We start from the raw sequence: 24,400 nt of genomic DNA, 5'->3' as shown, positions 1-24,400 counted from the left end.
GCGCTTGTCCGCGATGTCGTCAGACGAGCGTTGCGAAAATTCTCATATGCGCTCGCCGGCCTCGACCCGCGCGCGGAGGCGGTTTGATGACGGCGGCAAGGGACAGGTCCATCGCGGCGAATAAAAGCAGGAGGGATGATAGGCGAAGTTGAAATCAAGAATGATGCGCCCATCCTCCGCCCAGCCGAGATCGGCGCCCTTGATCGTATCGAGGAGATAACGCCCGCCTCCATAGGTCGCATTTCCGCTGGTGGCGTCGAGGAACGGCAGAAAAACGCCGCCGCCATAGCCGTCGATCCAGTAAGCCGTCAGCTCGCCTCCGAGCGTCGATCGCAACCCGACGGTCTCGGCGAAAGGCGAGAGATGAACGGTCCCGTCGCTCACGGGCAAATGATAAGGAGCATCGTTGGTCGCGGGCGCCAACTCCACCGCGAAGCGCATGCGCGGATCATAGTCGAAATAGTCCGGCGCCGGCGCGCCCGCCTCGAGAGGAGTTTGCGGGTGATTGCGAAAGAGCTCGGCGCGCGTTGTCCGCCACAGCTCAGCCGCCATTTCGGCGTCGCTCATGGCGCGGATGCGCGCATAGAGATCGGATATCTGACGCCGCCAGTCCCACAATGTGTAAGAGGATCGGAGAGCCTCGGCCTTCTTCGCGTCACTCTGCTCTTCCACGTCAGTTCGTCTGGCCGTCGCGATCATTATCAGGCGTCCCGTTGCTTCCGTCAGACTAAGGCAAGGCTACAGGCGGCTCCTTGAAAGGCTGTTCACAATCATGCGCGCCTACAATGATGCCTTACGCCGCCTGCCGTGAAATGGAGAGTTCAGGACGCGAATTCAAGGCGCGGGATGGGCGCGGCCAGCCGCCCCGGCCCTGCCGCATCATCGCCATGCTTGCGCTTTTTTGTACGCAAGGGAACGCACGCCGGCGGCGATCGTTTCTCTTGTTTGCATGGGGCCCGAAATGTCGTCTTTCACGCGTCGGAGCGCGTTGCTTTCTTTTGTGGCCATTGCGGCGCCCTTTGTGCTGCAAAAACATGCGGCCGCGCAGGCGCCGGCCGATTGGCGTCTCACCTCCAAAGGCGCGGACTGGCCCGGCTTCACCGCGAAATTCGACAAGATCGAAACATCGGGGACGCTGATCCTGCAGGACGCCAATCGCGGCGGATTGCTGATCGCGAACGGCGATCGCGCGAAGGCGGGATATCTCCCCGGCTCAACCTTCAAGATTCCGAACACGATGATCGCTTTGCAGACCGGCGCCGCGAAGGATCTCGATCAGGAAATATTCAAATATTCCGGCCGGCCTTTTCTCGTCGAAGGCAAGCCCTTCCTGCCGAAGGCGTGCGAGGCCGACATTAATTTGGAAACCGCGTTCAAGAATTCCTGCGTTCCCGTCTATCAGGAGCTGGCGCGCCGCATTGGCGCGGAAGCCTACAAGGACTGGCTGACGAAATTCGATTACGGCAACGCCGATGTCGGCGGTCCGCTCGACAGTTTCTGGCTCGATGGCGCGTTGCGCATCTCGGCGATCGAGCAGGTGAAGTTCCTGCGCCGCCTCGTCATGAAAACGCTTGGCGTGTCGCCACGCGCGAATGCGCTGACCGAGCAGGCGATGTTCATCGAGAAGATCGGCGAGACCTCGATTCACGGCAAGTCGGGCTGGGTCTATTCGCAATCGCCTGCGACCGGCTGGTGGATCGGCTTCGCGCAACGCGGAGAGGACGTCGTGCTGATCGCGCTCAACATGGACATGCCGAAACGCGAGCATGCCGAGGCGCGCTATCGTCTGGTGAAGGAGGCGCTGAGCGAGGCCGGAGTCGTCTAGCGGCCTCGCGCAAACGTCGCGTGCGTCGTCGCACGTTCAGATGCGCGTATGCGCGCTATGCTCTCGTCACTGTGCAAGATTCCGATTGGATCAGGACAATGACGAGCCCGAGGCTTGCGAAGAGGACGGCGCCGCGCGCGATCGCTGCGGCTGCGCTTCTTGCGATCGCCGGCGCCGCTTCCGCGCAGGAAGCCTGCCAGATCCAGGATATCAGGGTTTGCGATGGCTGCACCGTCACGCGGCGCATGTCCGTGCAGAGTGGCGGCGGCTGCAAGATCGAACATCGCAGCGATGGCGTGATCACGAATCTGAAGACCATCGTGTTTCCGAAGCATGGCGTCTTCGGCACGGCGAGCCTGTCCAATCAGGCCTATGTCGCCGCGCAGAATTATGTCGGCGCCGACTATTTTGAATATGTCATCACCTTCGAGACCTTGGGCAAGCATGGTTCGGCTCTCATCCGCAATCATGTGAAGGTCACGGCCGAGCGTCCGGTTTTTTGAAGTCATTGCTCCGATCGTTTAGGCTCATCGTGGGTCGGGCGAAGCGCCCGGCGTCCGGTGAGCTTTTCGGCCCGCAACGGCGCGGCGCCGACAGACGCTGGAGGTGGAGATGATGAAGCTTTTCTCCGTGCGGTCGCCGCGGCCGAAATACAATGCGCGTCTCGCTCTCATCGCGGGCCTGCTCGCATTGTCGCAGCAGGCGCTCGCGCAAGACGACACCTGCACGATTCAGCGCTACAGCCTGTGCGACGGCTGCACGGTGCAGCGCCGGGTCAATGTGCAAAAGGATACTGGCTGCCGCTTTCAGACCATGAGCGACAGCGTGATCCTCGACATCCAGACGACGGTGCGCCCGAAACATGGAATCTTCGGAAAATCGAACCCGTCCGCGCAGGCCTATATTCCAGCCAAGGGCTATGTCGGCACGGATTATTTTGAATTCGTGATGGTGTATGAACTGCGCGGCCAGCGCGCCACCACGCGCGTGCAGAACCTCGTGACGGTGACGGCCGACAAGCCGCTGTTCTGACGTTTGATGGTTTGAGATTGAATATTTGCTCCGTTGAAACGCATGAGCGCGTGCGCAAGGCAGTTGTAATGTTTTGAAGTCGCTTCGCGGATTCTTTCGCTGGGCCCCGGACACGGTTCCGCTTCACTTCGTTTCGCTCCACCGTTCCGGGGACGATGACAGCTTCATTCTTCCACACTGAAGCTCTCTCCGTCCCCGGTTTCATGAAGTGAGCGCAGCGAACGGAATGAAGACCGAGGGCCTGCGAAAGACTCCGCGAAGCGGCATATTTTTGATTTCTGAAATCCCGCCTCAATCCCCGATCAGCTTCAACCCCGCGCGAAACCTCTTGCCGTTGCGGACATAATTGTCCGACAGCCGCGCCACATTCGCGACAGCGGCGTCATCGAGCTGGCGGATCGCCTTCGCCGGCGAGCCGACGATCAACGAGCGTTCGGGAAATTCCTTGCCTTCGGTGACGAGCGCGCCGGCGCCCACCAGCGAACCTGCGCCGATCCTCGCGCCGTCGAGAACGGTCGCGCCCATGCCGATCAGCGCGCCGTCGCCGATCACGCAGCCATGCAGGATCGCCTTGTGGCCGACCGTGACATTGCGGCCCAGCGTCAGGGGAACGCCGGGATCGACATGCAGCACGCAGCCATCCTGGATATTGGTCTCGTCGCCGATGATGATGAGATCATTGTCGCCGCGCACGACCGCGCCGAACCAGACGCTGACATCGAGCCCGATGCGGACGCGGCCGATCACATGCGCGTCCGGCGCGAGATAGAAGCGCGCGGGGTCGGCGATCTCGGGCGCGTGCCCGTCGAGCGAATAGAGCGGCATGTCGACCTCGCTGTCGCCTTTCTGTTGCGACGATCCATGCAACGATCTTACTCGACCCGCAAAAGAAAACGCCCGGCTTCCGCCGGGCGTTCGATCGATTTCTCGCTGAGAAATGGTCTCAGGCGTGCGCCGGATCGTGGGCGCTCGCCCAGACGCGCTTCTTCGTGAAATAAAGCAGGCCGGCGAAGACGATGAGGAACAGCATCACCCTGAGGCCAAGCGACTTGCGCGCCTCGAGGTGCGGCTCGGCGGCCCAGACGAGGAACGTCACAACGTCCTTCGCGTACTGCTCTGTGGTTTCAGGCGCCTGCGGCTTGCCGTCGGGCATCTTGGGATATTCGACGCGGCCGTTCTCCAACGGCGGGCGCATCGAGATCAGATGGCCGGGCATGTACTTGTTGTAGAACTGGCCGGGCTGCAGCTTCACATCCTTCGGCGCTTCCTCGTAGCCGGTCAGGATGCCGACGATATAGTCCGGTCCCTGCTCTTGATACTGGGTGAAGATGTCGAAGATGAAGCGCGGGAAGCCGCGCTCATAGGTGCGCGCCTTGGCCAGCAGCGACATGTCGGGCGGCAGCGCGCCGCCATTGGTCGCGCGCGCGGCCTTCTCGTTCGGATAGACCAGCGGGAACGTGTCAGACGGCATGCCGGGGCGTTCTGTCGGCTGGCCGTTGTCGTCGGTCGTCGCGATCTTGTATTCGGCCGCCAGCGCCTTCACCTGCGCCTCGCTGAATTCCGGCCCGCCTTCCTGCTCAAGGTTGCGGAACGACACGAGCTGCAGCGAATGGCAGGTCGAGCAGACCTCGCGATAGACCTTGAAGCCGCGCTGCAACTGCGCGCGGTCGAATTTCCCGAACGGCCCGGAGAAGCTCCAGCTCTGCTGCGGCGGCTCAGGCGCGCCATGCTCCTGAGCGAAGGCGGGAGCGCTGACAGCGATGAACAGCGCGGCGGCGGCGAAAAGCTTGTTGATCGACATGATTGTTCTCGGCCCCGACCCGCCTCAACCCTTCGTCTGCGGCGCAGCCGCAGCGCCGGCGAGCACCGGCGCGCCATGGCCCTTGCTGCTCGCGAGCACCGAATCGGCGATCGAAGCAGGAAGCTTCTTCGGCGTCTCGAACAGGCCGAGCACGAGAAGGATGGCGAAGTAGGCGAAGTAATAGAAGGTGCAGATGCGCGCCATGATGATGTAGCCGCCTTCCGCCGGCTTGGCGCCGAGCCAGCCGAGCAGGATCGCGTCGATCACGAAGGCCCAGAAGAACACTTTCGCCACCGGACGATAGTCCATCGAGCGCACGCGCGACGTGTCGATCCAGGGCAGGAAAGCGAGGATCGCGATCGAGCCGAACATGAAGAGCACGCCGCCGAGCTTCGACGGGATCGCGCGCAGGATCGCGTAGAACGGCAGGAAGTACCATTCAGGCACGATATGCGCCGGCGTCGCCGCCGGATTGGCGCGGACATAGTTGTCGGCATGGCCGAGGAAGTTCGGCGTGTAGAACACGAACCACGCGAACACGACGCAGAAGCACACCATCGCGAACACGTCCTTGACGGTGGCGTAGGGCGTGAACGGCACGGTGTCCTTGCGGACGTCCTTCACCTCGACGCCGGTCGGATTGTTCTGTCCGACATGATGCAGCGCCCAGATGTGCAGGATCACCACGCCAGCGATCATGAACGGGATGAGATAATGCAGCGAGAAGAAGCGGTTCAGCGTCGGATTGTCGACGGAGTAGCCGCCCCACAGCAGCGACAGGATCGTCTCGCCAACGACAGGCAGCGCGCCGAGCAGGTTGGTGATGACGGTCGCGCCCCAGAAGCTCATCTGGCCCCAAGGAAGCACGTAGCCCATGAAGGCCGCGGCCATCATCAGCAGGAAGATGACGACGCCGAGGATCCACAGGATCTCGCGGGGCGCCTTGTAGGAGCCGTAATACATGCCGCGGAAGATGTGGATGTAGACGGCGAGGAAGAACATCGACGCGCCGTTCGAGTGGAGATAGCGGATCAGCCAGCCATAGTTCACGTCGCGCATGATCATCTCGACCGACGTGAAGGCCATCTCCGCATGCGGCGTGTAGTGCATCACGAGCACCACGCCGGTCACGATCTGCGCGACCAGCATGAAGGTGAGGATGCCGCCGAAGGTCCAGAAATAGTTGAGATTGCGCGGCACCGGATAGGAGACCGCGGTGTCATGCACCAGCCGGATGATCGGCAGGCGCGAATCGATCCAGCGCGTGAAGCCGTTGCTGGGGACGTAGGAGGAATGACCGCTCATTGTTCTCTGGTCCGTCAGCCGATGCGGATTTTCGTATCGGAAGTGAATGCGTAAGGCGGAATCGGCAGGTTCAGCGGCGCCGGCCCGACGCGGACGCGGCCCGACGTGTCGTACTGCGATCCGTGGCACGGACAGAACCAGCCCTCGTAATTGCCCTCATGCCCAAGCGGGATGCAGCCGAGATGGGTGCAGTTGCCGTAGACGATCAGCCACTTGTCCTTGCCCGCCTTGACCCGGTCCTGATCGGACTGCGGATCGATCAGCGTGTTGATATCGACGGCGCGCGCCTCGTCGATCTCCTTCTGCGTCCGGTTGCGAACGAAGATCAGCTTGCCGCGCCAGAACAGCTTGACGATCTGGCCTTCGGCGACAGGAGCGAGATCGAAATCAACCGGCGCGCCGGCGGCCAGCGTCGCCGCATCGGGGCGCATCGAGCTGATGAAGGGCCAGACGACGGCGGCGGTTCCCACCGCAGCGGCGGCGCCGGTGGCAATATAGAGGAAATCCCGGCGGGTCGGTTCGGCGGTGGTCGTGGCCACGGATCAACACCCTAGTCTCAAGCGGCCCGGGCGGGCCTTCTTCGCCCGTCGGACAACCGGCGAAAGCAATGGAATCGGCTTGGCGAAAGCGTCGATCAGACCCCTCGCCGCCGGGCTGTTTGGCATGGCTCCAATATGCTGTCCATATTCACGGCCGCGTGAAAAGCGCGGCGCAAAGTCACTCCTCGAAGGGCGTCGCTTTAAGGTCTTGACGTCACGCGAGCGTCGCCGGCGAACGATCAAGTCCGAGCTGCTCGCGCGCCATCCAGCGCGCCATCAGCGCGAGCGCGACGACGGCGAGCCCCGTCGCAAGGCCGATCCAGACGCCGCTGCCCCTGAGATTGGTGCCGAACGCCAGCGCCACGCCCAGCGGCGCGCCGATGAGCCAGTAGCCGACGAGCGCGATCACCATCGGCCAGCGCGTGTCCTGCAAACCGCGAAGCATGCCGGCCGCCACCGACTGCGCGCCGTCGACGAGCTGGAACAGGGCCGCGATCAGGAGATAGGCCACCGCGAATCCGAGCACGGCCGCATTCGCCGGATTTGCCGAATCGAGGAAGAGCCCCGCAAGCGTCGCCGGAATGACCATCAGGATGATCGCGGACGCCGACATATAGGCCATGGTGAGCGCAAAGGCCGTCCAGCCGGCGCGGCCGATGCCTTCAGGGTCGCGCGCGCCAAAGGACAGGCCGACCCGAACCGTCGCCGCCTGCGACAGCCCCATCGGCACCATGAAGGACGCCGAAGCGATCTGCAGCGCGATGGCGTGCGCCGCGAGCTCGGCCGCTCCGAGCCGGCCCATGACGAAGGTCGCGGCGCTGAAGATCGTCACCTCAAACAACAGCGTCAGCCCGATCGGCAACCCGATCGCCCATAGCTTGCCATAGCGCGGCCAGTCGGCGCGCCAGAAGCGGCCGAACAGGTGATAGCGGCGGAAGCTCCTGTCGAGCGCAACTACGGCCGCGATCGCGAAGAAGGCGAGCCAACTGACGATGGTGGTCGCGAGACCGGCGCCGACCAGCCCCAATTCCGGCAGGCCGAAATGGCCGAAGATCAGCGCCCAGGCGAGGAAGGCGTTCACGGGCAGCGCGACGACCTGGATCGCCAGCGCCCATCTTGGCCTCTCTCGCGCCGCGAGGAACTGGCGCAGCACGAGAAAGCCGAGCCCCGGCAGCGTCGACCATTGCAGCGCATGGAGATAGCGGCCGGCCTCATGGGCGAGGTCGGGCTCCTGCCCGAAGGCGCGCAGGATCGATTCGCCATTCCAGAGCGCGATCCAGATCGGAACAGAGATCGAGACCGACACCCAGAAGCCCTGCCGCACGCTGCGCCGGACCTCGCGCACCGAATGTTTCCGCGCCCCAAGCTCTTCGGCCAGCAACGGCGCGACAGCGGCGGTGACGCCGATGCCGAAGATGAAGGTCGCGAAATAGAGATTGGTCCCGAGCGCGCCGGCGGCGAGCGCGCGCGATCCGATCCAACCCAGCAGGATCAGGTCGACGAAGGTCAGCATGTTCTGGGCGAAATTGCCCAGGATCAGCGGCCAGGCGAGCTTCAGCGTGGCGACAAGCTCCTGTCGCCAGCGGGCGGCGCCCGTCCGGCCTGGTGGAGTCGGCTGCAGCATGGCCGGCCTTGTGCCGGCTTTCCCAAGGGTTGCCTAGAGTTTGGGCGGGAGGCGGCTATGCGCGGCCCGGAGCTGGGCGCAATGGCGGAGCGTCGCCCATTCATGCCTCAGCAGCGTCACGCTGTCAAGGATTATTTTCCTTGCGCGCTTTCGAGGCTCTCAGGCGCAGCAGGCGGCGCGGGGCGCGCAACACCCCGACAGCGTGCTTTGCGCTTCCAGCCAGCGATCCCTTGGCTTGCAGCTCGCTGCACGTGGTTCAAGCGCGACATGAATCGCATCGCCGGCAAGACGGGCGGACGCCGCCCGATGGAGCGCGATCGGGCGCACGCCGTCGCTGACCTCGAAAGTCAGTTTGGCGGCGGGATCGAGCGGCGTATGAGCGGCGACCTTGCCAATGATCGCTGCGAATTTCCCCGCCGGCATATGAGTTCTGCCGCTTTCGTCCACATCCCATAGCTGCACGAAGACTTCCGACCAGGCTTCCGGATTGGCGCCGCAATCGAGCCCCTCGAAACGCCCGGCCTTGACCTCGGTGACGTGATAGCCCGGCTTCACGCTCCGCCCTTGATAGTTGAAGACCAGCGGCGCTCCCGCATGGGCCGAGAACAGATCAAGCAGCGCGCCAAGCGGCAGATCGTTCGACGCCTGAAGCTCCGGAATTTCCCGCTTGTCGGATTCGATCATCTCCGCTACTCCTCATTTTGATATTTTTAGGATCATCAAAATATGGACGAACGTCAAGCGCTCGTCGCATTCGGGGCGCTCTCTCAGGAGACCCGGCTGCGCATCCTCCGTCTGCTGGTCCAGGCGGGCCCGGACGGGATCGCCGCCGGCGCGATCGGAGAGGCCATGGAGGTGACGGCGTCGAACGCTTCCTTCCATCTCAAGGAGCTGGAGCGGGCGGGACTCGTCGCGGCGCGACGCGCGGCGCGCTCGATCGTCTACGCCGCCGCCTTTGAGAAGCTGACCGATCTCATCCGCTTCCTGATGCAGGATTGCTGCGCGGGACGTCCTGAAATCTGCGCGCCGGCGCTCGCTGCGGCGGCTTGCGCGCCAGCGGAGACCGCCTGCTGTGACTGACCATCCCTTCAACGTTCTGTTTCTCTGCACCGGCAATTCGGCGCGTTCGATTCTTGCCGAAAGCATTCTCAGAAAAGACGGGGCCGGACGCTTCAACGCCTGGTCCGCCGGCAGCGAGCCGAAGGGGAGCGTCAATCCGCTCGCTCTCACGACGCTGGCCGCGCTCGATTATCCGACCGAAGGATTCCGCTCGAAGAGCTGGGACGAATTCGCTGGCGCCGGCGCGCCGCACATGGATTTCATTTTCACCGTTTGCGATGACGCAGCGGGCGAAACCTGTCCCGTGTGGCCTGGCCATCCCATGACTGCGCATTGGGGCGTTGAAGATCCGTCTCATGTCGAAGGCTCCGACGTCGAGAAACAGCGCGCCTTCAATCGCGCGTTCAAGTTTCTCAAGAATCGCATCGACGTTTTTCTGGCGCTCCCGGTGAAATCACTCGATGAAATCGCCCTCGCCAACCGCCTGCGCGAGATCGGCCGGCTCGAAGGCGCGACTGACAGCAAATGACCGCGACGCTCGCGCGCCGGACTCTCGCTGAGACGCTTGGCTCGGCTTTCCTGCTCGCCGCCGTGGTCGGATCAGGAATCATGGCGGCGAAACTCGCGGGCGGAAACGTCGCCATCGCGCTGCTCGCCAACACTCTCGCGACGGCAGCGATGCTCGCCGTGTTGATCCTGATCTTCCAGCCGATCTCCGGCGCGCATTTCAATCCGGCGGTGAGCCTCGCCATGGCGATGCGCGGCGAAATGAAATGGCGGGACGCTGGCGCCTATCTCGCGGCTCAAATCGTTGGGGCAATCACTGGCGTCTTCGCGGCCCATGCGATGTTCGACCTGCCGCTGCTGCAGTTCTCGACCACCGTACGGTTCGGGCCATCGCAATGGTTCGCCGAAGGCGTCGCGACGTTCGGACTGCTGCTGACGATCTTTGGCGCCTCGGCGCGCTCGCCATCCACTATTCCCCCCGCCGTCGCACTCTACATCGCCTCCGCCTACTGGTTCACCGCCTCCACATCCTTCGCCAATCCGGCGGTGACCATCGCGCGCGCCTTGTCGGACACCTTTGCCGGCATCGCGCCTGCAGGCGTCGTTCCTTTCATCCTGGCTCAACTTGCCGGGGCCGCCGCCGCACTGGCGATGCGCAGCTTCCTCTGGCCTGTGGATGAAACGCCGCAGCCCCGCATCGTTAACAGGACGCTAACCGAAACAGCGGACTGATAGCGATTGCGGTTCGCAAGCCGGTTCGCCGGGCCGATCGCGCGCGTCGGGACAACGCGCCGAGGCCTGAGCGGCCGCTCGCCCGCTCACAGGCGGAAACCATGATCCCTCGCGGCGTCGTTAGTCTCTTCAGGATGCGTCCCGACAAGAGCAGCAACCGGCTGCTCGTCGTTGGATGCGCCTTCCTGCTTGCGTTCGGCGTCATCAGCGGCCGACTCGTGCAGCTCGCCCGCGCCTCTGGCGAAATCGAGCCCGCCTCGCCGCGTTCGCTTGCCGCGGCGTCGTCAGGGTTCCGCCCCGACATCATGGATCGCAACGGCGAGCTGATGGCGACGAGCATTTCGAGCTTCTCGGTGTTCGCCGAGCCGCGCAACATCATCGACAAGGACGAGGCGACCGAACTCCTGACCGCGGTGCTGCCTGATCTCAACGCCAGCGAACTGCGCGCCAAGCTCAACACCAAGAAGGGCTTCGTCTGGGTCAAGCGCTTCGTCACGCCGCGCGAAAAGGCGGAGGTGTTCCGCCTCGGCATTCCCGGCGTCGCCTTCTGGCCGGAGCACAAGCGCGTCTATCCCAACGGCATCGAGGCGGCGCATGTGCTCGGCGCCACCAACCTCGACGGCGTCGGCATCGCCGGCATCGAGAAATATATCGACAACCAGGGCGTCAGCGCGCTGCAAAGCTTCGGTCTCGGCCAGACGGCGGAGGATCTGAAGCCGCTCGCGCTCTCGATCGATCTGCGCGTGCAGCACGCGCTGCGCGAGAAGCTCGCCTGGGGCCTCGATCGCTTCAAGGCCAAGGCCGCAGCCGGCATGGTCTATGACGTGACGACAGGCGAAGTGGTCGGGCTTGTGTCGCTGCCCGATTTCGATCCCAACAATCCCGCTGATGCGCTCGACCCCGATCACATCAACCGCATGACGGTCGGCGTCTACGAGATGGGCTCGACCTTCAAGGCGCTGACGATCGCGATGGCGCTCGACAGCGGCAAGGCGTCGATCAATTCGTCTTTTTCGACGGCCGGCGGCGTGATGCGCTTCGGTCGCCAGGTCATCCGTGAATATCACGGCACGGGCCGATCCCTCACGGTGCCGGAAGTGTTCGTGCATTCCTCGAACATGGGTTCGATGAAGATGGCGCTTTCCGTTGGCGTCGAGGGGCACAAGGCCTTTCTGAGGAAACTGGGTCAGCTCGATCGCATGCGCACCGAGTTGCCGGAGAACGCCGCGCCCATCGTCCCGCAGCGCTGGGGCGAGATCAACACCGCGACCATCGCCTTCGGGCACGGCCTCGCGGTCGCGCCGCTGCAGGCGGTCGCCGCCGTCGGCGCGCTCATGAATGGCGGCAAGCTGATCACGCCCACATTCCTGAAACGCACGCAGGAACAGGCGATGGCGAGCGCGCCGCAGGTGATCAAGCCCGAGACGAGCGAAGCGATGCGCTTCATCATGCGCCTCAATGCGACAGCCGGCTCGGCGCGCAAGGCGGCGGTGCCCGGCTTCTTCGTCGGCGGCAAGACCGGCACGGCGGAAAAGGTGATCAACGGCCGCTACGCCAAGAACCGGAACTTCACGACCTTCATGGCGGTCGCGCCCTCCGACAAGCCGCGCTACCTCTTCCTCACCATCATGGACGAGCCGAAAGGCATTCCGGAAACCTTCGGCCGCGCCGAAGCCGCGTGGAACTCGGGCGACATCACCGGCAAGGTGATCGAGGCGGTTGGCCCGATCCTGCTGCAGCCGCGCTTCGATCCGCCATCAAATCCGTTCCCGCTGATGGCGCGCCTGCGCGCCTGGGGCAGCGACCGCCCGCAGCAGCCGTAAGAGCCTCTTGCTTCGATCACCGTCGAAGCATCGCCGGCGCATTTCCGCCTAAACCATTCGCGCCTCGTCTCGCGGATGGAGAAACCCATGATCAATGCGAAACAACGCGAGCGCTTCTACGGCTGGACCGTCGTCGCCGCCGCTTTCATCATCGCCATCTTCGGCTGGGGCGTCGGATTCTACGGCCCGCCGATCTATCTCAAGGCGGCGCAGGATGCGCGCCAATGGTCCGTCACCTTCGTCTCGAGCGCGGTGACGCTGCATTTCCTCATCGGCGCCGTCGTCGTCGCGAATCTGCCGCGCCTGCATCGGCGCTTCGGATTGCCCGGCGTCACGATCGCCGGCGCGCTGTCGCTGGCGCTTGGCGTACTCGGCTGGTCGCTCGCCAGCGAGAAATGGATGCTGATCATCGCCGCTATTCTCACCGGCGTCGGCTGGGTTCCGCTTGGCGCCGCGGCGATCAATGCGATGGTGTCGCCCTGGTTCGTCGCGAAACGGCCGGCCGCGCTCGCGATGGCGTATAACGGCGCAAGCGTCGGCGGCGTGCTGTTTTCGCCGCTCTGGGCGCTGCTGATCGGCTCGATCGGATTTTCCAGCGCGGCGATTATTGTTGGCGTCGCGATGCTGATCATTGTCGGCGCGCTGTCGCTCCGTATTCTTACGCGCACGCCCACGTCGATGGGATTGGCGCCAGACGGCGGCGATGCGGCAAGCGCCGCTGCGCGCAAGTCGATGTCGGATCACGCGCCCGAAAAACTTTTCGCTGATTACGCCTTCGTGACGCTGGCGGCCGGCATGGCGATCGGCCTGTTTGCGCAGATCGGCCTCATCGCGCATCTCTTCTCGCTGCTGACGCCCGCGCTCGGCGCACAATTCGCCGGCGTCGCGGCGGGGCTTGCGACGGCTTCGGCGATATTGGGCCGCACCATTGTCGGCTGGCTGATGCCCGCTGACGCAGATCGCCGTTTGATCGCCGGCGCGAATCTCGGCGTGCAGATGCTCGGCTGCGCAGCTTTCCTTCTCGCCGGCGGCGGCAATATTCCGTTGCTGTTCGCCGGAGTCATTCTCTTCGGCTTCGGCATCGGCAACTCGACCTCGCTGCCGCCCTTGATTGCGCAGGCGGAATTCGCGCCAAAGATCACGCCGCGCGTCGTCGCGCTGACGACCGCCTGCAGCCAGGCGACCTACGCCTTCGCGCCGGCGGCGTTCGGCCTGCTGCGCGATCTGTCAGCGGGCGACGCCACGCTCGTCTTCATCGCCGCCGCCCTCATTCAAGCGCTCGGCGCGACCGCCTATCTCGCGGGGCGCCGGCGCGCCGCCCCGATTTCAGCGGCGGCGACTTTGGATTAGGCTCCTTTCAAACGAGGGAGACGCTCATGACCACGCTCGACCGTCGCATGCTTGTCGCCGGCGCCGCCGGCGCGACCTTGGCCGCTGCGCCCGCCGAGGCGCAGATGGCTGCCGGAACGAAGGCGCTGTTCGCCGTGCCGCAATCCTTCATTCCGATCGCCGGCTCGGATCAACTCTTTCCCGTCAGGCGCATCTATTGCATCGGACGAAACTACGCCGCCCATGCGCGCGAAATGGGCTCCGATCCCAATCGCGAGCCGCCCTTCTTCTTCCAGAAGCCATCCGACGCGATCCAGCATGTCGCCATCGGAGCAGTCGGCGATCACCCCTATCCCTCGCTGACGAAGAATTATCACTACGAGGTCGAACTCGTCGCGGCGCTGAAATCAGGCGGCCGCAACATCCCGATCGAAGGCGCGCTTGAGCATGTCTACGGCTATGCGGTCGGCCTCGATATGACGCGGCGGGATCTGCAGCGCGCCATGGGCGATGAGAAAAAGCCGTGGGAGATCGGCAAATCCTTCGACATGTCGGCGCCGATCGGGCCGCTGCATCCGGCCGAGAAGACAGGCCATTTCGTCAAGGGCGCGATCTCGCTCGCGGTCAACGGCGCGGTGAAGCAGAACTCCGATCTCAGGAACATGATCTGGAGCGTCGCCGAGCAGATCTCGAAATTATCGGAGGCGTTCGAATTAAAGGCCGGCGACATCATCTATTCCGGCACGCCGGAAAATGTCGGCCCCGTCGTGAAGGGCGATCTGATCCTCTGCAAGATCGAGGGGCTGCCTGATCTGTCGGTGAAGATCGTGTAGAATTCACTTGCAAAGCTTTGAACGTCGCTTCGCGATTTCTTGCGCTGGACCCCCGTCTCCATTCCGCTCGGCAGAACGCCTCGCTTCATGGAACCGGGGATGGAAAGAGCTTCACTATGAACTGTTGAAGCTGTCACCGTCCCCGGAACGGTGAAGCGTAACGAAGTGAAGCGGAACCGTGTCCGGGGCCCAGCGAAAGAATCGCGAAGCGACGAGATTTCTGAATTTTTCGCTCACACGTTCCGCGTCTCGGAAAGACGCAAGCGCCGCTCTTACTGCGCCGCTTCCGTTATTCGCCCGGCCTCGCCTGCATGCCGGTCGCGCGCGATGAAGCCGCCGGACTGGCGCGCCCACAGCGAGGCGTAGAGGCCGCCGCGCGCGATCAGTTCGGCGTGCGTTCCCTGCTCGACGATCTCGCCTTCATCCATGACGACGAGCCGGTCGAGCGCGGCGATGGTCGAGAGACGATGCGCGATCGCGATGACGGTCTTGTTCTCCATCAGCGCTTCGAGCCCTTCCTGGATCGCGGCCTCGACTTCTGAATCGAGCGCCGACGTCGCCTCGTCGAGCACCAGGATCGGCGCATCCTTCAGGATCACGCGCGCGATCGCGATGCGCTGCCGCTGGCCGCCTGACAGCTTCACGCCGCGCTCGCCGACGCGCGACTCGTAGCCCGAGCGCCCGTCGAGATCGATCAGCTCCTCGATGAAGCCATCGGCCTTGGCGAGTTTGGCCGCGCGCTCGATCGCCTCGCGCGACGCGCCGGGGCGGCCATAGGCGATGTTGTCATGGATCGAGCGATGCAGCAGCGAGGTATCCTGCGTGACGACGCCGATCGCCTCGCGCAGCGAATCCTGCGTCACCTCGGCGACGTTCTGCCCGTCGATGAGAATGCGGCCGCGCTCGACATCATGCAGACGCAGCAGCAGATTCATCAGCGTCGACTTGCCGGCGCCTGACGGCCCAACGATCCCGACCTTCTCGCCAGGACGGATCATGAGATTGAGATTCTCGATCACGCCGCTTCCCTTGCCGTAATGGAAGGAAACATGATCGAAATTGATCTCGCCGCGGCCAACGACAAGTTGCGGCGCGGCCGGCCTGTCGTTCAGCGTGTGCGGCTTGGCGATCGTCTCCATCGCCTCCTGCACCGAACCGATCTCCTCGAAGATGCCGCGCACGAGATTCATCACCCAGCCCGACATCTGCACCAGCCGCAGCACGATGCCGATGGTCGCGGCGACTTCGCCCGGCGTCATCGCCTGCTCCGACCAGAGCAGCAGCGCGAGATAGATGGTGATGACGATGAGCAGGCTGTTCAGCGTCTGCAGCGCCGCGACCACGCCGGTGATGAGCCGCGTGAGATCGAGGAAGGTGCCGACCCAGCGCGCCAGCGCCTCGCGCACGGCGGAGCGCTCGACGTCGCCGCGCGCAAACAGCTTCACCGTCGCGATGTTGGTGTAGCTGTCGACGATGCGCGCCGTCGTCGCCGAGCGCGAGAAGGAGTTCGCCTCCGAGCGCTGGCGCGCCCGGGGCACGAAATAGGCGAGCAGCGCGATGTAGAGCAGCGCCCAGATCGCCACCGGCGCCATCAGCTTTAAGCTCACATGGCCGAAATAGCCCATGGCGACGCCGGCGAAGACAATCACGTACCAGAGATCATCGAGCACCTCGACCGAGGCCGAGCGCACTGATTGTCCCGACTGGATCACGCGCGCGCCGAGACGGCCGGCGAAGTCGTTCTGGAAATAACTCAGCGCATGACCAAGCGTGTAGACATGGCTGCGCCAGCGGATGCGGTTGGTGAGCTGCGGCACGACGATCTGGTCGACCACCGCGTGATTGACGAAATAGACGATCGGCCTGACGACGACGATCAGCACCACGCCGGCGATCAGCCAGCCGCTATAATCGCGCCACACCACCTCCGGCGGATTTTTCGTGATGAGATCGACGAGCCAGCCGACGCAGAGGAACAACGAGGATTCGATCCCGCTGAAGACGAGGCCGGAAATCAGGATGGCGACGAGCCAGCCCTTCACCTCGCGCAGATGGTGCCACATGAACAGCCAGACCGAGGTCGGCGGCTGCTTGCGCTCATCGAACGGCGCGAACAGATCGATCCGGCTTTCCATCCAGCGGAAGAGCGACGAAGGCATTGGTCGTCGCTCCTTTCAAGCGGCGCGGGGAAAGAGGGGCGAGCCCGCTATATGGCGACCATGGCGGAATTGCGCAAACCACCCGCCGCTTGACCAGGCGCGGCCCTCAGCGCCATCACGCGCCATGCAGATCGCGCTCTACCAGCCCGACATTCCCCAGAACACCGGGACAATCGCAAGGCTCTGCGCCTGCGTCGGATCTCCCCTGCATATCATCGAGCCGGCCGGCTTCGACGTCTCCGACCGGAATTTCCGCCGCGCCGGGATGGACTACGCCGAGCGGGCCGCAATCGTCCGTCATGCGAGCTGGACGGCGTTCGAGGAGTGGCGGCGGGAGGCCGGCGCGCGGCTCCTGCTCGCGACCACCAGGGCAGCCGAGAGCTATCTCGACTGGAGCTATGCGCCGTCTGACATCCTGCTGCTTGGTCGGGAAAGCGCCGGCGTTCCCGAGATAGTCCACGAGGCGGCCGACGCCCGCCTGCTGATTCCGATGCTTTCAGGCCTGCGCTCGCTCAATGTGGCGGTGGCCGCCGCCATGATCCTTGGCGAGGGGCTGCGGCAAACCGGCGGCTTCGCGATGGCCGCGGCCGAGGCTAGGAACGCCGCGTCATGACCAACGCTATCGCCGCCCTGCCCTTCGATCCCGCCGTCGCCGAAGCCATGAAGCCGCGCGCCGCCCAATGGTTCGCGGAATTGCGCGACCGCATCTGCGCGGAATTCGAGGCGATCGAGGACGAGGCGAAAGGCCCCTTCTTCGCCGATGCGCCCGCCGAAGCCGGCCGCTTCGTCCGCAAACCGTGGGAGCGAACCAATCGCGACGGCGCGAAAGGCGGCGGCGGCGTGATGTCGATGATGCGCGGCCGCGTGTTCGAGAAAGTCGGCGTGCATGTCTCGACCGTGCATGGCTCCTTCCATCCCGATTTCGCAAAACAAATTCCCGGCGCCGACGCCGACCCGCGCTTTCATGCGACCGGCGTGTCGCTGATCGCCCATCCCTGGAATCCGAACGCGCCGACCGTACACATGAACACGCGCTTCGTCGTCACGACGAAGTGCTGGTTCGGCGGCGGCGCCGATCTCACGCCGGTGCTGATGAAGCGCCGCACGCAGGAAGATGCGGACTCGATCGCGTTCCACGCCGCGATGAAGGATGCGTGCGACGCCCATGTGAACGTCGCGCCCTACGCGAAATACAAGCAATGGTGCGACGAGTATTTCTTTCTGAAACACCGCAACGAGCCGCGCGGGATCGGCGGCATTTTCTACGACAATCACTGGACAGGCGACGCGGAAGCGGATTTCGCATTCACGCGCGATGTTGGTCTCGCCTTTCTCAACGCCTATCCCTCTATCCTCCGCGGCAATATGGCGCTGCCATGGAGCGAGGATGATCGCATCGAACAGGAAACGCGCCGCGGCCGCTATGTCGAATTCAATCTGCTCTATGATCGCGGCACATTGTTCGGCCTGAGAACCGGCGGAAATGTCGAGTCGATTCTGTCCTCGATGCCCCCGCGCGTCCGCTGGCCGTAACGGCGCCGTGATGACAGCCGTGACATCAGGCCGTCGCTTACCTGTCGCGTGATCTCGCTAGCGTCTCCGCACAATCTCAAATCGAGGAGAGAACGATGGCCTTCAAGGCAGGCGAAATCGTGCGCATGAAATCGGGTGGCCCGGAGCTCACTTTGCTGAGCGTCGAAGGTGAAACGGCGACCTGCCTGTATTTCTCGGAAGAGCTCGGCGAGTTCAAGGAACAGGAAATCCCGCTGATCGCGATCGAATCCGCCGACATATCCGATGAGGACGGCCCGGAGGATGAAGAAGAAGAGAACGAAGATGAAGACGAGGCAGACGCTGAAGAATCGGTCGCGCGTCGGGCTGCGTAACGATCGCTCCTCGTTTGATCCATGCCAACGACGCGCGCCGCGAAACCGCGCGCGTCGTGTTGGAATTGATGTCGCTCCGCGAAGTCTTTCGCTGGGCCCCGGTCTCCATTCCGTTCGGCTCTCGCCTCACTTCACGGAACCGGGGACGAAGACAGCTTCATCTTTTCGCGCTGAAGCTGTCTCCGTCCCCGGATTCGTGAAACGAACGCAGTGAGTGGAACGAAGTCCGGGGCCCAGCGAAAGAATCGTGAGCGAAGCGAAAACGAATGCTCATCTGAATCGCCTTCGTCGCAGATCAGTCCGCCGTCGGCAGCCTTCTCATCGTGAATTCGATGCGGCCATCGGAAAGTTCACGCCAGCTCTCCACCTCGGTCATGTAGGCGGCCTTGGGAAAGCGTGCGAACCAGTCGCGCGCCGCCGCCCGCGCTTCCTCGCGCGGCAGCGTGAAGGTCTCGCGCCGCCATCCCGGATCGCGCCCCGCCATCGCTGTTCTCGCGCGGGATCGTCCGGACAGGGCGCGCGCGACATCGGCGGGACTTCGCGACGAAGAGCGCATGTTTGGGTCTGATGCTGTTTCGCCGTCAGACTAGAACGCGGCGGCAAGCCGTGGGAGTCAATTTTTCCGAAGACGCCGGTTTCGGAAATGCAGGATCAGGCGACCGGTCGCGCTTTCGCCCAGATGCGCTCCAGCGCCTCGCTCCCGCTGGGGAAACCTTCGTCGATCCAGAGCGCTTCGGCGCGCGCGAGCCAGGCGCCGATCTCGGGACCGGGGCTTGCGCCTGCCGCCAGAGCGTCGGCGCCGCGCCAGGGAAGATCGGGCGGCGTCCAGCCCGACAACGCGCTCGCTTCGCTCGCATCGACATCAGCGGCGGCGAGGATCGCATGCGCCGCAGGCGCGATCTCGCGACCCAGCCGATAGGCGAGTTCGCGCAGCGCGCGTTGCGTCGGCCGATATCCGGACGCCCGCAGCGTCTCGCTGACGCGCGCGATACGCGCCAAAGTCTCCGTCTCCTCATTCGAGAGCGCGAGCTTCGCGCGCAGCCGCTCGACATCCTCTGCGCATTCGACGGCGAAAAGCCCGAGGCGCTGCGCCGCTGACAGCGACACGCCGCTTTCCTCAAGCCCCTTTTCCAGCCGCGCAAGATTGGTCGCGCCGCCGAGAATGCGCGTCGCGAATCCGGTCTCGCTCATCTCTTCCAGCACAGCCAGCGCGCGCGGCGCCTTCATCAGCTTCATCAATTCGCTGCGCACGCGCTCGCGCGAGAGAATGTCGAGCCCGTCGCGTTCGCGGATCGCCGCGATGAGCGCAGCGCGATCGACCGGCCCTTCGCCATAGGTCGCGTGAAAGCGGAACAGCCGCAGGATGCGCAGATAATCCTCGCGGATGCGCTGGCCCGCATCGCCGATGAAGCGCACGCGTCGCGCGGCGAGATCATCAAGCCCGCCGACATAGTCGGTGACGACGCCATCAGCGTCGGCCGTCAGCGCATTGATGGTGAAGTCGCGGCGCTGCGCGTCCGCCTCGAAATCGCGGCCGAACCGCACGGTCGCGCGCCTGCCATCGGTTGCGATGTCGGCGCGCAGCGTCGTCACCTCGAAAGGCTTGTCATCGACGAGCACGGTCACGGTGCCATGCTCGATTCCCGTGGGAATCGTTCGGAAACCGGCGCGCGTGGCGCGGCGAATGGTTTCATCGGGAAGAGTCGTCGTCGCGCAATCGAAATCACTTGGCGCGATGCGAAGCATCGCGTTGCGCACGGCGCCGCCGACGACGCGGATTTCCTCGCCCTCGCCGCCGATCGCTGCGAGCAGTTTCGAGACAGGGCCTGTCGAGAACAGCGTCGGATCAGGAACGCGCGCGGTTTTCGCCGTCATGCGATAGCCCGCGCCAGACCAAGGGAAAGCGCTTCTCCGTCCCCGGAACGGCGCAGCGAAGCGGAGCCGTGTCCGGGGCCCAGCGCAAAAATGAAGCGCCGCTCGCCTCGGCGAAGCCGGAGCGGCTTCGCTCCGGCGCAGCCGGGAAGGCGCGCGATTTCCATTTCTCCAAAGATGCGCCTGCTGCGCAGGCGATTCTTTCGCTGGGCCCCGGACTTCATTTCATGCGCTTCGCTCGTTGCATGAATCCGGGGACGGAGAGAGCGTGTTGTGAATAGGGAGAGGCAGGCGCGGACGATCACTTGATCGCCCCTGGCACGATCTTGCCATTCTCGAGATGCGCCGGCTGGTAATTGTCATGGCCGAGCCGCGAGGTGAAGCCGACATAGACGAACGCGACGATCACGATCGCAAGCCCCGCGATCGTCAGCCAGCCGCCGCTGCCGTCCCAGGATTCCTTTGACATCACGGGCTGCCGCGTCGCCATCAACCATGTCGCGTACATGGCGAAGGGAACGACGAAAAACAGGATGACCTCGAACGCGACGCGGCTCATGGGCCATAGATCCTGTCGCGCAACTGCCGAATGATGCCCGCGGTCACGCCCCAGATGTTCCGCCCGTCATGCGGCATGCGATAGAAATAGCGCTTCATGCCGTTCCATTCGCGCATGCCGCGCTCATGGTTGGCGACATCCATGAGAAAGGACAGAGGAGTCTCGAACGCGTCGCCGACCTCGTTGTGGTTGAGCGTCAGCGTGAAGCCGGGCCTCGCCAGCGCCACCACAGGCGCGATGCGAAAACCTGATCCCGTGAGATAGGGCGGGAGATAACCGAGCAGCGACACGAATTCGCGCTGCAAGCCGATTTCTTCTTCGGCTTCGCGCAGCGCCGCGCCAAGCGGCCCGTCGTCCGCCGCATCGATCTTGCCGCCGGGAAACGCGATCTGTCCGCTATGATCGCGCAGGCCGGACGCGCGCTCGGTCAGGAGCACGGTCGCTTCGCTGTCATGGGCGACGACCGGAATCAGCACCGCGGCGGCGCGCGCCGTCCTGCCGAACTCCGGCGGGAGATAGCCGGGATTGAGCACATGGTCGCCCGCGGCGCCGAGCGGATCGTCAGCGCCTGTCAGCGCCGGCGGCTCAGGCAGCAGTCTTTCACGCGCGCGGCGGATGAAATCGTCGATCGGCGCCGTCGCATCGGCCGGAAGCAGGGTCATAAATGATCAATCTCCGCCGCCGGACAGATGGGGAAGAACATGGCCCCCGACCAGACCCCGAACTGTCGCGCCCCGTCCACCTCCTTTTCGACGCCCAACTCGACGAGGTCATAGAGAAGCGGCCGCGACAGCCGCGCCCACAGCGCGTCGCGCACCAGCACGGCCGGCTTCAGCCCGCCATCCTCGGCGCGGTCGAACCGCAGGGGACGATCCGGCCCGGCGATCGTTTCGTCATCCACGTTGGTGCGGAATGTGAGCCGTTGGCCTTCGCCGTCGCCCTCATGTGACATTTCCACAGCGACAAAGGGGAGATCGTCCACCGTGACGCCGACGCGCTCGACCGGCGTCACCATGACGTAGCGCTCCGGGTCCTTGCGTAAAATTGTCGAGAACAGCCGCACCATGGCCGGCCGGCCGATCGGCGAGCCCATGTAGAACCACTGGCCGTCCGCCGCGATGCGCATATCGATGTCGCCGCAGAACGGCGGATTCCACATATGCACAGGCGGGAGTCCGCGCTTTTTCGCCTCGCCCGCCGCATGCGACAGGGCGGCGAGGCGAGACTGCGGAGTTGGTGCGGCTTCGATCAAGGCCTTGTTCCGCCATCATTTCGCCGCGCCACGCGCTTCCGATACCAATGGGCTCGCGGGGAACGGCACGCTCCATGCTTCTATAGGAGGCGCAAGGCGGGCCTGTCACGATCCGGCGAGCCCACTTGAGACGCCGGGCTGGCGGCGCGACATTGTTTGAAAGCCGGCCGAGGAGAATCATATGACTGCGGACGTCGCAACCAACCTCGACGACGGAATCGTCCGGACCGCCGAGGCTGCGCTCGCCTCGCTGGCCGACGCGAAGGCCGGCGTCCAGAAAGTCGTGTTCGGTCAGGATCTCGTCATCGAGCGCACGTTGACCACCTTGCTCGCCGGCGGCCACGGCCTGCTGGTCGGCGTCCCCGGCCTCGCCAAGACCAGGCTGGTCGATACGCTCGGCACGGTGCTCGGTCTCGACGCCAAGCGCGTGCAGTTCACGCCCGACCTTATGCCTTCGGATATTCTCGGCTCCGAGATCATGGAGGAGTCGATCGATCACAAGCGCGCGTTCCGCTTCGTGAAAGGACCGATCTTCGCGCAGCTTCTGATGGCCGACGAAATCAATCGCGCGAGCCCGCGCACCCAGTCGGCGCTCTTGCAGGCGATGCAGGAATATCATGTGACCGTCGCCGGCGAGCGCCATGATCTGCCGCGGCCGTTCCATGTGCTCGCCACGCAAAATCCGATCGAGCAGGAAGGCACCTATCCCCTTCCCGAAGCGCAGCTCGATCGTTTCCTCATGCAGATCGATGTCGGCTATCCCGATATCGACGCCGAGCGCCGCATGCTGATCGACACGACCAGCGATCATGAGGCGAAGGCGGTGAAGGCGCTCGATGCGGCTGCGTTGCAATCCGCGCAGCGGCTGGTGCGTCGTCTTCCCGTCGGCGAGAGCGTGGTCGAAGCCATTCTCGCGCTGGTGCGCGCGGCGCGTCCCGGCGAAGGCGATCCTGCCATCACCGAGAAATTGTCGTGGGGTCCCGGTCCTCGCGCCAGCCAGGCGCTGATGCTGGCGACGCGCGCCCGCGCGCTTCTCGATGGACGTCTCGCGCCTTCGGTCGATGATGTCGTCGCGCTCGCCGAGCCGGTGCTGAAACATCGCATGGCGCTCACATTCGCCGCGCGCGCGGATGGCGAAACAATTCCGGGCGTGATCGCGCGCCTCGCGGCGAAACTTGGATAATGGAGACTGGACGCGCTGAAGAGCGCCGTTCGAATTTGAGAAGGATAGGTTTTTAGTGGCGGACGCCGAAGTTCTGGCCCCGGACGAGCGGGCGGTTCACCGCCGCCATGCGGAAGGCGCCCTCGATCTTGCAGCACGAATTCCACGCATCGTTCTGGAAGCGCGTCGCGTCGCCACAGCCACGGCGCATGGCGCGCATGGCCGTCGCCGCGCCGGCGTCGGAGAGAATTTCTGGCAGTTTCGTCCGTTCACTTCAGGCGAGCCGTCGAGCCGCATCGACTGGCGCCGCTCCGCGCGCGACGATCGCGCCTTCGTGCGCGAGCGCGAATGGGAAGCCGCGCACACGATCGCGCTGTGGATCGACATGTCGGCCTCGATGGGCTTCCAGTCGAAGCTCGCGCAGGTCGCGAAGATCGATCGCGCGCTGATCGTTGGATTGGCGCTCGCCGACATGCTGGTGCGCGCCGGCGAACGCGTCGGGCTGCTCGGCGGTCCGGCCGCATCGGCCTCGCGCAGCATCATCGAGAAACTCGCGCAGGCGATGGCGGTCGCTCATGACGCCGGTGCGGCTGACGCGCCGCCGCCCGTGACTCTTCCGCAATTGTCGGAAGCCGTCGTCATCGGCGACCTGCTCGCGCCGGCCGACGAAATCACCCGCGCGATCGAGACGATTTCGGCGCGCGGCGCGCGCGGCCACGTGCTGATCATCGCCGATCCGATCGAGGAAACCTTCCCCTATTCCGGCCATGTCGAGATGTTCGATCTCGAAGTCGGCGCCAAACTCCGCATCGGCGACGCGACCGAATTTCGCCGACGCTATCTCGCGCGGCTCGAACAGCATCGCGACGTCATCCGAGAATGCTGCCGCCGTCGCGGCTGGTCCTACACGGTTCACCGCACCGATCGGCAGGCGTCGGAAGCGCTGATCGGCGTCATCGGCCGGATCGCCGCCGGCAGGAGAGCCTGAGAGCCTGTTTGGGAATTGGGATGGAGGCTGCGTTGAGCGACGAACGGACGGATGACAGGAGGGAGGCGAAGCCAATGTCTGGCGACATTGGCGAGCCTTCCGACGCATCAGGC

The 24,400-nt window shown here is 64.4% G+C and carries 27 protein-coding genes; 14 read left to right on the top strand and 13 right to left on the bottom strand.

Annotation, left to right across the window (positions count from 1 at the left end; all coding sequences use genetic code 11):
• Positions 1 to 42 precede the first annotated feature (42 nt).
• Positions 43 to 699, bottom strand: a complete 657-nt coding sequence (locus L8F45_RS02065; RefSeq protein ID WP_342361224.1) for a DUF1684 domain-containing protein — start codon at positions 697 to 699, stop codon at positions 43 to 45.
• Between the two features lie 322 nt (positions 700 to 1,021).
• On the opposite strand from L8F45_RS02065, the gene L8F45_RS02060 reads away from it, so the two are divergent.
• From L8F45_RS02060 to L8F45_RS02050, 3 genes are all read left to right on the top strand, one after another.
• Positions 1,022 to 1,825, top strand: coding sequence for a penicillin-binding transpeptidase domain-containing protein (locus L8F45_RS02060; RefSeq protein WP_342361223.1), 804 nt, complete (start codon positions 1,022 to 1,024; stop codon positions 1,823 to 1,825).
• 98 nt (positions 1,826 to 1,923) lie between these two features.
• Positions 1,924 to 2,328 carry a hypothetical protein gene (locus L8F45_RS02055; RefSeq protein ID WP_342361222.1) on the top strand — a complete coding sequence of 135 codons (405 nt, stop codon included), beginning with the start codon at positions 1,924 to 1,926 and terminating at the stop codon, positions 2,326 to 2,328.
• A gap of 109 nt (positions 2,329 to 2,437) precedes the next feature.
• Positions 2,438 to 2,857, top strand: a complete 420-nt coding sequence (locus L8F45_RS02050) for a hypothetical protein (RefSeq protein ID WP_342361221.1) — start codon at positions 2,438 to 2,440, stop codon at positions 2,855 to 2,857.
• A gap of 291 nt (positions 2,858 to 3,148) precedes the next feature.
• Here the strand turns inward: L8F45_RS02050 and L8F45_RS02045 are convergent, their stop codons facing one another.
• The 6 genes from L8F45_RS02045 to L8F45_RS02020 form a co-directional block, all read right to left on the bottom strand.
• On the bottom strand, positions 3,149 to 3,682 hold the full coding sequence (locus L8F45_RS02045; RefSeq protein WP_342361220.1) for a gamma carbonic anhydrase family protein: 534 nt from the start codon (positions 3,680 to 3,682) through the stop codon (positions 3,149 to 3,151).
• A gap of 118 nt (positions 3,683 to 3,800) precedes the next feature.
• The gene (locus L8F45_RS02040; RefSeq protein WP_342361219.1) at positions 3,801 to 4,658 is read right to left on the bottom strand and encodes a cytochrome c1; all 858 of its coding nucleotides are present in this window, start codon (positions 4,656 to 4,658) and stop codon (positions 3,801 to 3,803) included.
• Between the two features lie 24 nt (positions 4,659 to 4,682).
• On the bottom strand, positions 4,683 to 5,963 hold the full coding sequence (locus L8F45_RS02035) for a cytochrome b (protein ID WP_342361218.1): 1,281 nt from the start codon (positions 5,961 to 5,963) through the stop codon (positions 4,683 to 4,685).
• Positions 5,964 to 5,977: 14 nt separating this feature from the next.
• Positions 5,978 to 6,502 (bottom strand): ubiquinol-cytochrome c reductase iron-sulfur subunit, encoded by a 525-nt coding sequence (gene petA / locus L8F45_RS02030; RefSeq protein ID WP_342361217.1) that lies wholly within the window; start codon positions 6,500 to 6,502, stop codon positions 5,978 to 5,980.
• 214 nt (positions 6,503 to 6,716) lie between these two features.
• Entirely contained in the window at positions 6,717 to 8,126 is a 1,410-nt protein-coding gene (locus tag L8F45_RS02025; RefSeq protein ID WP_342361216.1) for an MATE family efflux transporter, read from the bottom strand.
• Between the two features lie 159 nt (positions 8,127 to 8,285).
• Positions 8,286 to 8,810 carry a DUF6428 family protein gene (locus L8F45_RS02020; protein ID WP_342361215.1) on the bottom strand — a complete coding sequence of 175 codons (525 nt, stop codon included), beginning with the start codon at positions 8,808 to 8,810 and terminating at the stop codon, positions 8,286 to 8,288.
• Between the two features lie 42 nt (positions 8,811 to 8,852).
• Here L8F45_RS02020 and L8F45_RS02015 point away from each other — a divergent pair, with 42 nt between their 5' ends.
• The 6 genes from L8F45_RS02015 to L8F45_RS01990 all read left to right on the top strand — a co-directional run bounded on the left by L8F45_RS02015 (position 8,853) and on the right by L8F45_RS01990 (position 14,409).
• Complete coding sequence (locus L8F45_RS02015; protein WP_342361214.1) at positions 8,853 to 9,206, top strand: ArsR/SmtB family transcription factor; 354 nt, start codon at positions 8,853 to 8,855, stop codon at positions 9,204 to 9,206.
• Positions 9,199 to 9,714 (top strand): arsenate reductase ArsC, encoded by a 516-nt coding sequence (locus tag L8F45_RS02010; RefSeq protein WP_342361213.1) that lies wholly within the window; start codon positions 9,199 to 9,201, stop codon positions 9,712 to 9,714. Before L8F45_RS02015 ends, L8F45_RS02010 begins: the two co-directional genes overlap by 8 nt.
• On the top strand, positions 9,711 to 10,424 hold the full coding sequence (locus L8F45_RS02005; RefSeq protein WP_342361212.1) for an aquaporin: 714 nt from the start codon (positions 9,711 to 9,713) through the stop codon (positions 10,422 to 10,424). Before L8F45_RS02010 ends, L8F45_RS02005 begins: the two co-directional genes overlap by 4 nt.
• A gap of 101 nt (positions 10,425 to 10,525) precedes the next feature.
• Positions 10,526 to 12,247 (top strand): peptidoglycan D,D-transpeptidase FtsI family protein, encoded by a 1,722-nt coding sequence (locus L8F45_RS02000; protein ID WP_342361211.1) that lies wholly within the window; start codon positions 10,526 to 10,528, stop codon positions 12,245 to 12,247.
• An 87-nt stretch (positions 12,248 to 12,334) separates the two neighbouring features.
• Entirely contained in the window at positions 12,335 to 13,597 is a 1,263-nt protein-coding gene (locus tag L8F45_RS01995; RefSeq protein ID WP_342361210.1) for an MFS transporter, read from the top strand.
• A gap of 26 nt (positions 13,598 to 13,623) precedes the next feature.
• Positions 13,624 to 14,409: a fumarylacetoacetate hydrolase family protein gene (locus tag L8F45_RS01990; RefSeq protein ID WP_342361209.1), complete on the top strand. Its 786-nt coding sequence runs from the start codon at positions 13,624 to 13,626 to the stop codon at positions 14,407 to 14,409.
• Positions 14,410 to 14,681: 272 nt separating this feature from the next.
• Here the strand turns inward: L8F45_RS01990 and L8F45_RS01985 are convergent, their stop codons facing one another.
• On the bottom strand, positions 14,682 to 16,568 hold the full coding sequence (locus L8F45_RS01985; protein WP_342361208.1) for an ABC transporter ATP-binding protein: 1,887 nt from the start codon (positions 16,566 to 16,568) through the stop codon (positions 14,682 to 14,684).
• Positions 16,569 to 16,692: 124 nt separating this feature from the next.
• Between L8F45_RS01985 and L8F45_RS01980 the strand changes: the two genes are divergently transcribed.
• The 3 genes from L8F45_RS01980 to L8F45_RS01970 all read left to right on the top strand — a co-directional run bounded on the left by L8F45_RS01980 (position 16,693) and on the right by L8F45_RS01970 (position 18,454).
• Positions 16,693 to 17,181: a tRNA (cytidine(34)-2'-O)-methyltransferase gene (locus L8F45_RS01980; RefSeq protein ID WP_342361207.1), complete on the top strand. Its 489-nt coding sequence runs from the start codon at positions 16,693 to 16,695 to the stop codon at positions 17,179 to 17,181.
• Positions 17,178 to 18,101: an oxygen-dependent coproporphyrinogen oxidase gene (gene hemF, locus L8F45_RS01975; protein WP_342361206.1), complete on the top strand. Its 924-nt coding sequence runs from the start codon at positions 17,178 to 17,180 to the stop codon at positions 18,099 to 18,101. The genes L8F45_RS01980 and hemF overlap by 4 nt, the downstream gene beginning before the upstream one ends.
• A gap of 95 nt (positions 18,102 to 18,196) precedes the next feature.
• On the top strand, positions 18,197 to 18,454 hold the full coding sequence (locus L8F45_RS01970) for a DUF2158 domain-containing protein (protein ID WP_342361205.1): 258 nt from the start codon (positions 18,197 to 18,199) through the stop codon (positions 18,452 to 18,454).
• A 295-nt stretch (positions 18,455 to 18,749) separates the two neighbouring features.
• Here the strand turns inward: L8F45_RS01970 and L8F45_RS01965 are convergent, their stop codons facing one another.
• From L8F45_RS01965 to L8F45_RS01945, 5 genes are all read right to left on the bottom strand, one after another.
• Complete coding sequence (locus L8F45_RS01965) at positions 18,750 to 19,010, bottom strand: hypothetical protein (RefSeq protein ID WP_342361204.1); 261 nt, start codon at positions 19,008 to 19,010, stop codon at positions 18,750 to 18,752.
• A gap of 95 nt (positions 19,011 to 19,105) precedes the next feature.
• Complete coding sequence (locus L8F45_RS01960) at positions 19,106 to 20,329, bottom strand: CCA tRNA nucleotidyltransferase (RefSeq protein ID WP_342361203.1); 1,224 nt, start codon at positions 20,327 to 20,329, stop codon at positions 19,106 to 19,108.
• A gap of 298 nt (positions 20,330 to 20,627) precedes the next feature.
• Entirely contained in the window at positions 20,628 to 20,885 is a 258-nt protein-coding gene (locus tag L8F45_RS01955) for a DUF6111 family protein (RefSeq protein ID WP_342361202.1), read from the bottom strand.
• Entirely contained in the window at positions 20,882 to 21,547 is a 666-nt protein-coding gene (locus L8F45_RS01950; protein WP_342361201.1) for a CoA pyrophosphatase, read from the bottom strand. The genes L8F45_RS01955 and L8F45_RS01950 overlap by 4 nt, the downstream gene beginning before the upstream one ends.
• On the bottom strand, positions 21,544 to 22,137 hold the full coding sequence (locus L8F45_RS01945; RefSeq protein WP_342361200.1) for a DUF1285 domain-containing protein: 594 nt from the start codon (positions 22,135 to 22,137) through the stop codon (positions 21,544 to 21,546). The genes L8F45_RS01950 and L8F45_RS01945 overlap by 4 nt, the downstream gene beginning before the upstream one ends.
• Before the next feature lie 181 nt (positions 22,138 to 22,318).
• Between L8F45_RS01945 and L8F45_RS01940 the strand changes: the two genes are divergently transcribed.
• A complete protein-coding gene (locus L8F45_RS01940; RefSeq protein WP_342361199.1) occupies positions 22,319 to 23,320 on the top strand; it encodes an AAA family ATPase in 1,002 nt (333 codons plus the stop codon).
• 55 nt (positions 23,321 to 23,375) lie between these two features.
• Positions 23,376 to 24,287 (top strand): DUF58 domain-containing protein, encoded by a 912-nt coding sequence (locus tag L8F45_RS01935; protein ID WP_342361198.1) that lies wholly within the window; start codon positions 23,376 to 23,378, stop codon positions 24,285 to 24,287.
• Positions 24,288 to 24,400 lie beyond the last annotated feature (113 nt).

It is taken from the genome of Terrirubrum flagellatum (assembly GCF_022059845.1).
Lineage (GTDB): Bacteria > Pseudomonadota > Alphaproteobacteria > Rhizobiales > Beijerinckiaceae > Terrirubrum > Terrirubrum flagellatum.
This window is presented reverse-complemented; position numbering and strand designations above follow the sequence as displayed.